The sequence below is a fragment of the Streptomyces sp. NPDC006552 genome, from assembly GCF_040611655.1.
Taxonomy (GTDB): Bacteria; Actinomycetota; Actinomycetes; order Streptomycetales; family Streptomycetaceae; genus Streptomyces.
The window spans coordinates 16,647-28,779 of sequence record NZ_JBEXOS010000084.1; the positions used below are offsets into that span (position 1 = coordinate 16,647).

The following is a 12,133-nucleotide window of genomic DNA, read 5'->3' on the forward strand; positions in this document are numbered from 1 at the left end:
GGTGCTGGCCGCAACACTGAGTTCGGCACGGTTCGGCGGCAACGGCGCCAAGGGCTACGAAGCGTCGCCTCCCAGCACAGCAGGAGAATTGGGATGCCTCGTCAGTCGCTCGTCCCTACGCTTCCCGTCATGGACAGCACCGGGGTTGGGCGCCTCCTGAACGTCGTGGATGTCGAAGCCACCTGCTGGGCCGGCGACCAACCGCCGGACGAGGTCAGCGAGATCATCGAGATCGGGCTGACCGTCGTCGACCTGGCCGCTGCGGAGCGCGTTGCCCGCCACCGGATCCTTGTGCGTCCCGCCCGGTCTGCGGTCAGCCAGTTCTGCACGGAGCTGACCGGTCTCACGCAACGCGAGGTGGACGCAGGGATCAGCTTCAGCGAGGCGTGTCAGCTGCTGACGGTGGAACATCACGCCAGGCGCCGCCTGTGGGCCAGTTGGGGCGACTACGACCGTCACCAGTTCACCCGGCAGTGCCAGGCCATCAGGACGCCGTATCCCTTCGGCCAGCACCACACCAACGCCAAGGCGGCCTTCACCCAGGCATACGGCCTACGCAAACGCCCGGGTATGGCACGGGCCCTGGAGATTGCCGGGCGGCGGCTCGAAGGCCGTCACCACCGCGGCGAGGACGACGCCTGGAACATCGCCGCCCTCGTCCTGCACCTGCTAGAGCGGGGCACCTGGCCGGATCCGCCCTGACCGCACTCGACAACCCCCGGACTCAGCATAAAAACCGCCCCTACAGGACAATGGCCCCGTGACCACTTGGATGCGCTGCTACTGGGACGAGGAAAACATCTGGTTCTACTTCGAGGTCGACGCCGAAGGCTGGGTGATCCGGCAGGTCGAACTAGAAGGACCTGAGCGGACGCCGATCGCAGCGGCCTCCCTTGATGAATGGCAGCAGGCCCACGATGCCGGCCGCCTCGATGAGTACGACAGCAGCTTCGGAATCACGGCCGAACTGCCCGTCTCGGAATGGGAAGGCCACAACCCCGAACAACTCACCTACCAGGATTTTGAGGACGTCTGGGGTCTTGCTCGCGAGCAGATCGCATCCCGGCCCAGCTGACCTCTCGTCGCCGCACAGGCTTCTTGGCATCATCGCGGCATGACCCCGGCCCTTCCCCGCACTGTCCGAGCCATCGATACAGCTCTCCTCCTGGCCCTGGCCCAGGAGGCCGCCATGTACAGCTTCAGCCAGCGGCTCCCGGTCGTCTGGCTCCAAAAGCACCTCTCCGCAGAGGCGACGCACTACCTGTTCCCGACACTCGTGCAACGGCTCACGCGCCCCCGAGACGCCGCTGCGGTGGCGGTGCTAGCAACTGCTGGCTGCTGTCAGCACCGGCGAACAGATCTGGGACCTGCTCGACGTTCTGCCTGACACCTTCGACAGGATCCCGGAGACCCTGGACACGGCCTCCAAGAAGGACATCGTCAGCCGCACCGAGCGAGCGGTAACCGTACGCGAGTGGGTGGAACGCAGGGGCTGTTGTGTGTGGCCGTAGACGCTGTGAGGATCAGCGACGCCGGTGGGCTCTCACCCACGCAGAACGCTTATGACACCGTTCCGGCCCAGGGTTGGGGCGCCCTCACACCCGTCCGGGGTGACGAGGTAGGGGCCGCCCCACTTGCGGGAGTATCCCGTCGGATCGTCCTGGGCAGGGTAGGTGCGCAGTGCGGGCCGTACGAACCACCGGTCGTGGTTGATGCGGCCGGCGGTGTCGCGTGCCCCGCGGCCGTCGTCGGCGGCGAGCTGGACGGTCTGGCAGTGCGTGATCTAACAGACCGCGGCGGCGGGCTGCTCGGCACCTGCCCGGCGCAACCAATTGCAAGCAGCGGCGCCGGGCCGCACTTCTTCGGCCTGCCCCAGCGCACGACGAGCATCGAAAGACTGGCGAATCAGTGGCAGGGTCCCCAGCAAGGCCCGGATGATCCGCAGCTGCGATTAATTGTCAGGATTTGCTGATCGATACTTGATCAGGGGTCGGGTTGGTGCCCCGCAGAGTCTCCCCGGGAGTGAAATGGAGAGCGTCCGCTCCTGCACCGGTGAGGACGAGACGGGCGCCGTGAGGCGGGTCCACCGCGTCGACTGGCACCTGGGGGTAGCGGCGGATCTCCGCCACTACCAGGCCGACGGCTTGTCCGTCCGGACTGCTGCAGCGGAAGCGTGCCCCCAGCCGCGTGGTCGCCAGGCACCGCACGACGACAGCCAAGAAAGCGGTGTCAGTGGCATCCACCTGCACGATCTGGACCTCGGGGCTGGGTTCTTCCACTGGAGTCATCGTCACGCCACCATGATCTCAGGGCGTTTGACGAGCTGGCCGCGTTCGGAGCGGGCCCCGGCGTGGACGGGGGCGACGAGGTGGGGTGCGTCTGCACCACGCGATGCTCGGCATCGCTCATCTGCACAACGTCGGGCGCCGCGACTGAATCCTCGGCCCAGCACTGTCCGTTCAGAATTCGGAGGGCAGGAGCTGGACCAGGCCGACCCAGTTTCCCTCGTCCACCTTGGTCTGCGTGGCACGGAGCTTCCAGCGGCCAGCGGGCAGTGGAACCGACGCCTCAGCGGGCATCCCCCCACCGGGGTACTCGATGCCCAGATCGGAGCCCGCTACGGCGGAATCCATGAGCACCGCCGGACCGTCCGAGGCCCAGGTGCCGCACTCCTCCCATACCGTGGCCGGGTCTGCAAGGACAGTGTCCGTCGCGGCTCTCAGTCCGGCCTCGGAGTCGGCGACGCGCCGCCGCAGAAACGCGCGGTAGTGGGGCAGATAGCAGCTGGTCGCCGGGTCGTCCGCCAGCACCAGCCCTTGCGCGCCGTTCTCGTCGATGGGGATCACACCGGCCAGATCGTCCACCGCGCAGGCCCGGTCGTAGTCGTCTGGAGCGGTGGCGTCTCCTGCCATAAGCCCACTTTCCGTACACCCGCCCCAGGAAGCCAAGGCGGAGACGGGGACAACGATCAGAGGGCCGCCCATCGACTCCACCCAGGCAAGGGAGGGGGCGGAGGCATCGTCTGCGGCGGATGAAGGGGTGATCACGCACGTCAGTGTGCCATCGCCCACTGACAACGCTCCCGCGCTCATCGGGACTCAGCGCGGGGCACAGCGCAGCGTCTGTGGCAAGCAGCAGTTACGGGACAGCCTGTAGGGAGTGATGAGGCGAGGCCAGCGCCACAACACCAAGTGTGATGGTCTGCAGGGCGTCAGGGTCAGGATCTTGGCTCTCGCTCGTGCGGAGAAAGGTGTCGAGCCGGTCGGTGAAGCCTGGTGCCGCGGCGACGAAGTGCCCTGCGCCCACATGGACGGTGCGCTCGCCGCCGAGCGTGATCGCGAGCGCGTCGCAGATCCGCTCGTGCGCGGCCGCGTGTCCTCCCGAGGCGACGAGCACCGGGATGCGGGCGCGGCGGATGAGGTCGAGTCGTGGACGTGCCTGGCTGAGCAGGCGGGCACCGTGCGCTCGGTGGACACCGGTGACCACGTGGTGGGGGAGCGGGCCTTCGTCGACGGAAAACCGCCCGCGAGGCGCAGGAACGTGCGCAGGTCGGAGGGGTCAGTGTCCATGCCGTAGGCGAGGACCGTATCGCCGAGGTGTTCCAGCCTGGCACGTCGCCGTCGCCGTCGCCGGGGACAAGGTAGGTGAGGGGGTGAAGGAGCGTACGCTGCCGGGCGCGGCCGCGGACGCGATCAGCGCTGCGAGGACGCCGTAGGAGTGGGCCACGACGTGCGGGCACCCGGCGAGCAGCGGCGCCAGGTCCCGGGCGTCCACCTCATCATCCTGGCCAGCGCGTGGCGCCGGACCTCAGTGACGTATTCGGGAGTGTCCCACCGCGGCGCGGGGGCCGGAACCCGGTTACCGGCACCGTCCCGCTGGACCTCGACGTGAAGCCGACGACCATGCCCGACCTCGCGTTCCTGCGGGTGGGGCATGACCCTCTGGCGGGCCCAGCAGATCGACGGCAACCCTCCCCGCCCCAACGGCCCCTACAGTGAAGTTCATTGGGAGGGAAACACGACGATGAATGACGCTTCGGCGGAAGATCACGACAACGATCCACCGGCCTCGCTGACCCCGGAGGAGGCCAGGGTGTGGCAGGCGTTCCGTGAAGGGAGCGCCTGCGACCTGCGCACCGGGCAGAGCGGGGAGGACGACCTGGCGATACCGGTGATCGGGGGCCGGCAGCGCAGTGTGCGCGCGTGGGTGGTGGAACGGCTGCTGCTGGACGGACCGACGGCACTGCCCGGCCACGTCGCGTCGCTGAAGCTGCGCGGGGCCGAGATCACCGGCACATTGGACCTCTCGGGCCGCACGGTCGCTCCGTACGTACAACTGGTGGGCTGCCGCTTCGAGCAGGAACTGCGCGTCTCCGGAGCACGTTTCACCACCCTCCTGCTCAACGGCTGCTCGATGCCTCGCCTCGAAGGCGCCGGTGTGCACGTCGAGGAGGCCCTGATGCTCACCCAGTGCGACTTCCGCGACGGCATCCGGCTCACCGATGCCCGCGTCGGCACCGACCTGCTGCTCTACGCATCCCAGGTCTCAGCCGACAAGCCCGGCCCGTGTGTGGCGGCGGCGGGGATCCGCGTCGGGCGGGACCTGGGGGCCGACCTGATGGAGGCGCGCGGCGAGGTGCATCTGCACGGTGCAACGATCGGTGGTTCCCTGTCGATGCGCGGCTGCGCCCTGCAGAACCTTGAGGTCTACGGCGGCCTGAACGCCCCGCGGATGACGGTCGGGCGCACGCTTGACCTGAGCGCGCTCAAGAGCGGCGACCGGGCCCATCCGGGCGGTCTTCAGGCCATACCCTTCCGGTGTTTCAACGGCATCCGACTGGACGACGGCCGCTTCGGTGCCATCGACCTGGAGTCGGCCCAGATCTCCCTGGTGGGGGAACAGGAGCTGTCACTGCGTCGCGTCGTGGCACAGGAGCTGCGCTACACCAGAGAGCGGCAGCAGTACGGGGACCGGGTCGTGCTCAGCGACGCGAGGGTCGGCAACCTGGCCGACAGCGCCGGGAGTTGGCCGGAGCGGGGCCGCCTCTTCCTGGACGGATTCGTGTACGACAAGCTCGTACCGGTCGATGACTTTACGGTCGAGCAGCGTCTGGCCTGGCTTGCCGTCGCAACTCCCGCGTACCTGCCGCAACCGTACGAGCAGCTCGCCGAGGCCTACCGGCGCGGCGGCCACGGCCGCGCCGTCTCGCAGGTCCGGCGCACGCAGCGGCAACGCGCGCTACTGCCGTGGGCGGCGCGGGCCTGGCAGGTCTTCCGGGACGCACCCGGAGCCGCAGTGGCGCTGTGGGCCGTCGCCGTGGTGGCGCTGCTGGTGGTGGCCTGGCTCAGTACGCGCGCGTTCCTCGCCGGCACCGGCGGGGGCGGTGCCCGGCTCGGCCCGTCCGACGCACCGCCCGCGGTACTGGCCGTCGTCAGCATCCTCTCCGCTTCCGGCGTCCTCATCGGCGGCGTCCTGGGCGGGCTCGCCAAGTTCGTCAGGGCCCGCGGGCAGAACACCTCCGACCTCGTGCGGGCCCAGGCCGAGATGACGCGGGCGGAAGCCGACATGCTCCGGGCCCGCGCGGGCCTGCCCTCGGTGGAAGGACCCGCGCTCCCCGCAGCGCCCGGGGGCGAGGAATAGGCGACTTCGACGGCCTTGCGACCCAGAGCGTGATGCCGTCATGACATGTCCACCAGTGCTTGTCGGCCGGTTCCGGCGGCTGCCGCACGGCGAGCGTGAGTGCCGGGCGTCGGGGCGCAGAGGGGGGTCCAAAGGCAGGCTCTAAGCTTGTTCTTTATCTACCAAGATCTTCCAGGCTTGCCGATGGCCTTGAGAGTCTCGGGGCGTCTGACGGTTTTGCCGACGTCGTAGCGGGGTGCCCGGTGTTTGTTCTTGGCGTCGGGTAGCCGTCCGGGGCGGACGCCTCGGGGTTCGGGAACACGGGACGGGCAGGCAAGGTGAGCACGGATGTTCCTGAACCTCCGGCGGACCCGGGCCGGGGTGAGCCGGCCGGAACGCAGGTGTGATCACGGCGTCCGAGCCGTCCTCACACACACGCACCGACCGTCAGGCTGGACAGACAGAAGAACAAGAAGGAAGGCAGGACGGCGGCGCGCGCGTGCTCGGGGTTCGGTATGGCCGCGGGCGCTGTTCCCGTGGCGCGTCGGCCGGGCCTTCGCGCTCGCGGCCCGACAAGCGGGCCGGGGGAGGGCGGCAGGGTGTGCTGCAGTCGAGCCCGTCTGCCCCACGGCCACCGCCCGGCCTCGCTCTCACGACCACCACCTCCAGCGCCTCCTACGAGGGCCAGGACAAGACCCTGCGCCCTGCCCGGCTTACCTGCCGGCCTGTTCCAGGAGCGGCCGGTCACCACCCGGCCACTCAGATCCCCTGCGACGACCAGGGCGTGCGCCGCACCGCCTGAACCTCCGCGACGGCCGACATGGGTTCAACCGTGCCGCAGGGGCTGTGCGGCGCCGTGGCAGAGCGGACTCAGCGTGCCTGGTGGGGCCGGGCCTGGGGGAGCGGCACCAGGACGTCGGTGGTCGTCAACGGGACGGGGCACAGGCAGGTTGCGTGGTTGGGGTTGTCCGCGGCCTGGATGCCGCCGTGGGTGAACTGGTGGCCATTGCCCTCGCCGTCGGCGTGTGCGGTGGGGGCGGACAGGGACAGAGCTGCGGCGGCGGACAGAGCCATGACCGTGATCTTCTTCATGGTCTGGGCAACGACTGCCACGGGGGCAGGATGCAGCCCCTCACCCCCTCAGGCCGGCCGGAACCTGCAAGACGTCGCCGTCGACCAGGGCCAAGCCCCAAGGGCCTGGCACAGCTCCCCGCCATCCGACGCCCCGCGCGACCCCAGGTCGATGACGTGGTCCCCGGCGCGAGGGTGAGGTGCCGGTCTCGGCCCGCGCCGGCTGGGTGAGCCGAAGCACGGAAGTTGTCACCAGGGGAGCCAGAAGAACCGGTGTACAGGACCGTCGAAGCGGCCTGGTTGTCACCAGCGAAGCACGCGGCTTGTCACACATGCTCACTCAGCAGCCCTTCTATCACCAGGAGCGAAGATCGACAGCCTATGGCTCCTCGAGGCGGTTCCATGCGGCGACACTGCACCACAACCGCGTCCTGCTCCTGTGCGTCCTTCCACTGAGCGCCGGCATGAGCCGGCTACCCCGGGGGATCAGGACGCGAGTCATGCAGAAGTACGCGATCATCCAGCACATCACACGGTTCCTCTGGCCTTGGCATGGTGCGAGGCGACGGCCGCCCACGTTCGTCCGGCGACTGGTGGGGCTCTGGCTGTTCGCGCTTGCCTTCGGGGCCGGGTTCACCGCGCTCGGCTGGGATGATTCCGACGGCAGTTTCCTCATGGCGCTGCTGCTCCTCTTGCATATCGTCGACGACATCAGCGACGGGGTACCGCACCGCTGGCCGGCCGCACTGGCCGCGGTAACAGTCCTGTGGGGCGCCACCCGGCTCACCAGCGCCGTCCTGCCCCACTCCCTCGACAATGCCTGGGCGCGGAGCGTCGCCGCCGCTGTCGGTGTCACGCTCGGGCTGGCGGTGAGCGCCGCGATCACACGGCTTCCGGAGCGCCGACCACATCGGCCCGTCGAGGGACACGACTCTGGGTGGGCGGACAAGACTCTCGGTAAAGGACATAGCCGCCGACCTCGGTGACAACAAACCTGCCCTTGTGCCACCTATCGCGCTTCGGCCCACTGGGCCCCGCGGCCGGCGCGGATGAACCGAGCTCACCAGCGCATGTCGAGCTGGTCGAGTGCAGTTCGTCGCTCCTCCGTCAGCCGGTCGGCGCGCCTTCGAGTGTTGGCGGTCCACATCCCCAGGTCCACCCTCACCGTGCCCTCCGGGGTGGTCTCGCGTCCGGTGGCGGCTGGCCCGGCGAGGGCGACGGGCAGGGCTTCGACGTGTTCGCGGGGGACGTTCAGGTGGCCTTCACGGTTGTGGAACTGTCGGGCGGCGGCGAGGTTGAGGGTCCATTTGTGGTCCTGGGTCAGCTTCACCGGTCGTTCGTCTTCTCTGGCGGCCTCGATGCCGAGCACGTGCTCCAGCAGCCACTGCTGCGCGGGCAGCAGCTGCTCGAAGCCGTACCGCTGCGCACTCACCCAGCGTCCGAGGTCTTCGCCCTGGACGACGGCGTCCCCGGCCGCGGTGGGCAGGCTCCCGCCGTCGGCCAGGTGGGCCTGTACGAGTCGGAGGCAGCGTTGCCATCCGGTGTCCCAGGCCGGGCACCACCCAGGGTCGATGTCGTCCAGCGCCTGGCGCCGCTCCTCGGTGAGCGCCCCGGCCTCACGTCAGACCGGCTCACCAGCCTCCCGGCGCGCGGTGATCCGGTCCGCGAGGCGGGCGGCGTCGCGCGTGTTCTTGGCCCACTTCCCCACCGGGTATCCGTTCCAGACCGCGGTGGCCGGCGGCAGGAAGTGGCCATGCACCTCGGCCCACGCCCGCGCGGCGGCGAGGCCGTCGGCGAAGGCGTCCTCCCTCGGCGCCCACACCATGTCCAGCCCATCCAACTCCGCCACCCGTTCCGGATCGAGCCGTCCGGCCTTGTAAGAGTGCCTCTGATGCGTCAGCCACACCCCCAGCGGGAAAATCCGGCCGGGGCCCAGTCCTCGGGCGTCACGAAGCCATACGGGGCCGCCAGCGGCCCGTCCCCGTGTTCCTTCACGTAGCGGGCGGCGGCCTCGATGCCGCGCCGCCAGTACGCGCCTTCCGGCTCCAGGACCCGCAGCCGCACGAACCGCGCCGGCTCCACCGGGTCCCGCGGGCTGGAGAACTTCAGCAGCCCCCGCGCCCCCGTACTCACCACCGCGTCGCCCGGTGCGGCCTCCAGACCGTCGACGTCCTCCAGAACTTCATCATCGTCAGGACGGCCCTCACCCCAACTGCCGCTACGCGCACGGGAGTCGGCAAGAGCCTCGATGGCCTCAGTGAGCCTTTTCAGTGTGGCCACAGATCGGGTGACGGGGCGATGCGAGGTGGGGGTGCGCAACGGACAGGGCTGCCGTGCCGTTGAGGGAGGTGTTCGACGTCTCAACTCAGCAGCACAGGAGCCCCCGTTGGCTCCTATCCTGCCGCACTCGACCTGCCCCACGTCCTGGTCGAGTGGGTCACGATGCTCATCGTCACGCGCCAGGGTGACCGCCGGTGCAAGATTGCTCCGCACCGCCGTGCCCTGGTCGCACTCGTGTACCTGCGCCGCCATGACACCCTCGCCCGCATCGCGGCCGGCTTCGGGATATCCGTCGGCACCGCCCACGCCTACGTCACCGCGGTCACCGGTTTGCTCGCCGACCGGGCGCCGGGCCTGCTGAAGACGCTGCGCACGCACGACCCTGACTTCGTCCTCCTGGACGGCACGCTCGCCGAGTGCGACCGCGTCGGCGACGGCAGGGCCGACTACTCCGCCAAGCACAAGCGGCACGGGGTGAACGTCCAGGTCCTCACCGACCCGGCCGTCCAGATCCTGTAGCTGTCGCCCGCGTTACCCGGCCGGACCCACGATCTGACGGCCGCCCGCACCCACAAGATCCCCCGGATCCGCGCACGCCAAGGCGTCCCGATCCTCGCCGACATGGCCTACATCGGAGCCGGCGACGGGGTCACCACCGCCAAGCGCCGACCGCCCGGCGGTGAACTCACCGTCACCGAGCGGACCCTTAACCGAGGCCTGTCCGCCGCGAGGGCACCTGTCGAACGCGGCATGGCACGACTGAAGTCCTGGCAGACCTTCCGCAGATCCCGCATCAGCCCCAATCGCATGAGCGTCATCACCAAAGCCGTCCTCACCCTGGAGAGACAACGCTGAAAACGCTCACTGACCTCAAGCCCGATCAGGCGCCGCACCACCTCCCGGTCGGCCGCCAGCCGCTCGGCACGTTGCGCGGCGGTGGGCTGGTCGGCGGCGAGGGCCTCGATCAGCTGCCTCAGGCTCAGGCCGCGTTCCTTGGCGAGCTCGGCGAGGTGGTCGCGGACCTCGCGGGGCCCTGGATCGTCGTCGGAGCCATAGAGACATATAGACGCCCTACGGCTTCCTGTCAGGGCGGCTGGTCAAGAGCGCGATGGCCTGAGCAGGGCATCAGGTCCTGGGATCTTGACTCTCGCTCATGCGGATAAAGGTGTCGAGCCGGTCGGTGAAGCCCGGTGCCGCGGCGACGAAGTGCCCTGCGCCTACATGGACGGTGCGCTCGCCGCCGAGCGCGATCGCGAGCGCGTCGCAGATCCGCTCGTGCGCGGCCGCGTGTCCTCCCGAGGCGACGAGCACCGGGATGCGGGCGCGGCGGATGAGGTCGAGTCGTGGACGTGCCTGGCTGGGCAGGCGGGCACCGTGCGCCCGGCGGACACCGGCGACCACCTGGTGGGGGAGCGGGCCGTCGTCAGCAGATCCGCCCGACAGGTGCAGGAACTCGCGCAGGTCGGAGGGGTCAGTGTCCATGCCGTAGGTGAGGACCGTATCGCCGAGGTGCTCGAGCCGGGCCACATCATTGTCGCCGCGAACAAGGTAGGTGAGGGGCGGCTCGATCAGGGTGAGGGAGCGTACGCTGCCGGGCGCGGCCGCGGCCGCGATCAGCGCTGCGAGGACGCCGTAGGAGTGGGCCACGACGTGCGGGCACCCGGCGAGCAGCGGCGCCAGGTCCCGGGCGTCCACCTCATAATCCTGGCCTGCAGATGGCGCCGGACTGGGCGGATAGCCGCGCCGGTGCACGTACGCCAGGGCCCAGCGGTCGGCCATGGCCGACAAGGCGCCCCACGTCGTGCGCGGGCCGGCACCCCCATGCACGAGCAACACCTGCGGCCCGGAGCCGGCGCGCACCACCACGACATCGTCCACGCGGCGAGAGCTTAACGGTGTGCATCGTCGCCCACGGCTCGTCCGGTACAGCTCCATGCGCGCCTCGTTGTGCCGCCGGTAGCAGCGCCGAGCGGTGACCCTCAACCCGCGCCAGGAGATCGGTTGGGCGGTGGGGCTGCGGCTGCCTGCCCCCGAAGGTACCGACCCCTGCCCGTACTGCGGGCCGGACACCGTGCTCGGCGTGCTGGACGGGCCGGCGGCCGCCTGCCCTCCCAGCGAGTGATGTAGACGCGTCGTGCTCGACGAAAGGCAAGGGCGCGCGCTACTGCCTCATACGGTCTCGCCATGAGCCTTTGATCCGGGAAGGTTCGGGAACCACAGAGTGGAGGTGGGAACTCGACGGGTTTCGGGTACACCTGTGGCGGACGTTCGCGGAACTCTTTGAGCAGGAGGGGACAGGCTCAAGGAGGGGGCTGTGGGCTCGGGATGAGGCAGGCGTGCAGGCCGCCCATCGGTTCATCGCGGGAAAAGATCTTCTTTAGCGCGAGATATGCGCTGGTTAGGCGACTTCGCCGGGTGCCCCATGCCAACTCGTCGTCTCAGTTGATCTGGCGGACCAGATCAACTGAGACGACGAGCGAATCGGACCCGACCAACTGAGACAATCGACAGAGACGGGACAGTAAGAACGGCTAACACAATGACCTGAGTTGTCGGTGGGTGATGAGGCAGCAGGCCAGTTTGAGGAAGGCTTCGTGGATGTCGGCTCGGCGTTCCGAGCGGACGCGGAGCCGGCGGAAGCCGTGCAGCCAGGCGAAGGTCCGCTCCACGACCCATCGGTAGACGCCAAGTCCGGTGCCGTGGCGGGTGTTTCGGCGGGCGATGGCGGGCTCGATGCCGCGGGCTCGGACCTGGTCGCGGTAGATGTCGTGGTCGTAGCCACGGTCGGCGAAGAGCGAGTCGGATTTGCGCCGGGGGTGGCCGATGCGGCCCCGGATGGGTGGGATCGCGTCGAGCAGGGGCAGCAGCTGGGTGACGTCGTTGCGGTTGCCGCCGGTGAGGATGACGGCGAGCGGGGTGCCGTGCCCGTCGGTGATCACGTGGTGTTTGGAGCCGGCCCGGCCCCGGTCGACCGGCGAGGGGCCCGTGTGGATCCCCCTTTTAGGGCTCTGACGTGCGAGGAGTCGACCACGCAGCGGGACCAGTCGAGCCGTGCCGCCGCATTCAGTTCGGCCAGCAGCACCTCATGCAGACGTTGCCAGACGCCGGCCTCGTTCCAGTCCCGCAGCCGGCGCCAGCACGTCATGCCCGAGCCGAAACCGAG

Annotated in this window: 12 protein-coding genes and 4 pseudogenes; 7 read left to right on the forward strand and 9 right to left on the reverse strand. The window is 69.4% G+C overall.

Annotated features, from left to right (window positions below; translation table 11 throughout):
• The first annotated feature begins 129 nt into the window (after positions 1-129).
• The 3 genes and pseudogenes from ABZY33_RS32355 (at position 130) to ABZY33_RS32365 (ending at position 1,511) form a co-directional block, all read left to right on the forward strand.
• Positions 130-702 carry a 3'-5' exonuclease gene (locus ABZY33_RS32355; protein ID WP_356495279.1) on the forward strand — a complete coding sequence of 191 codons (573 nt, stop codon included), beginning with the start codon at positions 130-132 and terminating at the stop codon, positions 700-702.
• Positions 703-760: 58 nt separating this feature from the next.
• The gene (locus tag ABZY33_RS32360) at positions 761-1,075 is read left to right on the forward strand and encodes a hypothetical protein (protein WP_356495280.1); all 315 of its coding nucleotides are present in this window, start codon (positions 761-763) and stop codon (positions 1,073-1,075) included.
• Positions 1,076-1,114: 39 nt separating this feature from the next.
• A pseudogene (locus ABZY33_RS32365) lies at positions 1,115-1,511 on the forward strand (hypothetical protein).
• A 948-nt stretch (positions 1,512-2,459) separates the two neighbouring features.
• Here ABZY33_RS32365 and ABZY33_RS32370 read toward each other — a convergent pair.
• Together ABZY33_RS32370 and ABZY33_RS32375 are read right to left on the reverse strand one after the other, a co-directional pair.
• A complete protein-coding gene (locus ABZY33_RS32370; protein WP_356495292.1) occupies positions 2,460-2,984 on the reverse strand; it encodes an Imm21 family immunity protein in 525 nt (174 codons plus the stop codon).
• A gap of 154 nt (positions 2,985-3,138) precedes the next feature.
• Positions 3,139-3,486: a hypothetical protein gene (locus tag ABZY33_RS32375; protein ID WP_356495281.1), complete on the reverse strand. Its 348-nt coding sequence runs from the start codon at positions 3,484-3,486 to the stop codon at positions 3,139-3,141.
• A gap of 537 nt (positions 3,487-4,023) precedes the next feature.
• On the opposite strand from ABZY33_RS32375, the gene ABZY33_RS32380 reads away from it, so the two are divergent.
• Positions 4,024-5,640 (forward strand): oxidoreductase, encoded by a 1,617-nt coding sequence (locus ABZY33_RS32380; protein ID WP_356495282.1) that lies wholly within the window; start codon positions 4,024-4,026, stop codon positions 5,638-5,640.
• Positions 5,641-5,798: 158 nt separating this feature from the next.
• On the opposite strand, the pseudogene ABZY33_RS32385 reads toward ABZY33_RS32380, so the two are convergent.
• Positions 5,799-6,008: pseudogene (locus ABZY33_RS32385) on the reverse strand (transposase); the annotation flags it as partial.
• A 481-nt stretch (positions 6,009-6,489) separates the two neighbouring features.
• A complete protein-coding gene (locus tag ABZY33_RS32390) occupies positions 6,490-6,732 on the reverse strand; it encodes a hypothetical protein (RefSeq protein WP_356495283.1) in 243 nt (80 codons plus the stop codon).
• A 458-nt stretch (positions 6,733-7,190) separates the two neighbouring features.
• On the opposite strand from ABZY33_RS32390, the gene ABZY33_RS32395 reads away from it, so the two are divergent.
• Entirely contained in the window at positions 7,191-7,676 is a 486-nt protein-coding gene (locus ABZY33_RS32395; RefSeq protein WP_356495284.1) for a hypothetical protein, read from the forward strand.
• Between the two features lie 74 nt (positions 7,677-7,750).
• On the opposite strand, the gene ABZY33_RS32400 is transcribed toward ABZY33_RS32395, so the two are convergent.
• From ABZY33_RS32400 to ABZY33_RS32410, 3 genes are all read right to left on the reverse strand, one after another.
• Positions 7,751-8,122 (reverse strand): helicase associated domain-containing protein, encoded by a 372-nt coding sequence (locus ABZY33_RS32400; RefSeq protein WP_356495285.1) that lies wholly within the window; start codon positions 8,120-8,122, stop codon positions 7,751-7,753.
• A 189-nt stretch (positions 8,123-8,311) separates the two neighbouring features.
• Positions 8,312-8,539 carry a helicase associated domain-containing protein gene (locus tag ABZY33_RS32405; protein ID WP_356495293.1) on the reverse strand — a complete coding sequence of 76 codons (228 nt, stop codon included), beginning with the start codon at positions 8,537-8,539 and terminating at the stop codon, positions 8,312-8,314.
• 47 nt (positions 8,540-8,586) lie between these two features.
• On the reverse strand, positions 8,587-8,823 hold the full coding sequence (locus ABZY33_RS32410) for a hypothetical protein (protein ID WP_356495286.1): 237 nt from the start codon (positions 8,821-8,823) through the stop codon (positions 8,587-8,589).
• A 309-nt stretch (positions 8,824-9,132) separates the two neighbouring features.
• On the opposite strand from ABZY33_RS32410, the pseudogene ABZY33_RS32415 reads away from it, so the two are divergent.
• Positions 9,133-9,825, forward strand: a pseudogene (locus ABZY33_RS32415) (transposase family protein).
• Positions 9,826-10,095: 270 nt separating this feature from the next.
• On the opposite strand, the gene ABZY33_RS32420 reads toward ABZY33_RS32415, so the two are convergent.
• Positions 10,096-10,848 (reverse strand): alpha/beta hydrolase, encoded by a 753-nt coding sequence (locus ABZY33_RS32420; RefSeq protein ID WP_356495287.1) that lies wholly within the window; start codon positions 10,846-10,848, stop codon positions 10,096-10,098.
• A 94-nt stretch (positions 10,849-10,942) separates the two neighbouring features.
• Here ABZY33_RS32420 and ABZY33_RS32425 point away from each other — a divergent pair, with 94 nt between their 5' ends.
• Positions 10,943-11,092 (forward strand): hypothetical protein, encoded by a 150-nt coding sequence (locus tag ABZY33_RS32425; RefSeq protein WP_356495288.1) that lies wholly within the window; start codon positions 10,943-10,945, stop codon positions 11,090-11,092.
• Positions 11,093-11,501: 409 nt separating this feature from the next.
• Here the strand turns inward: ABZY33_RS32425 and ABZY33_RS32430 are convergent.
• Positions 11,502-12,133, reverse strand: a pseudogene (locus tag ABZY33_RS32430) (IS5 family transposase); the annotation flags it as partial.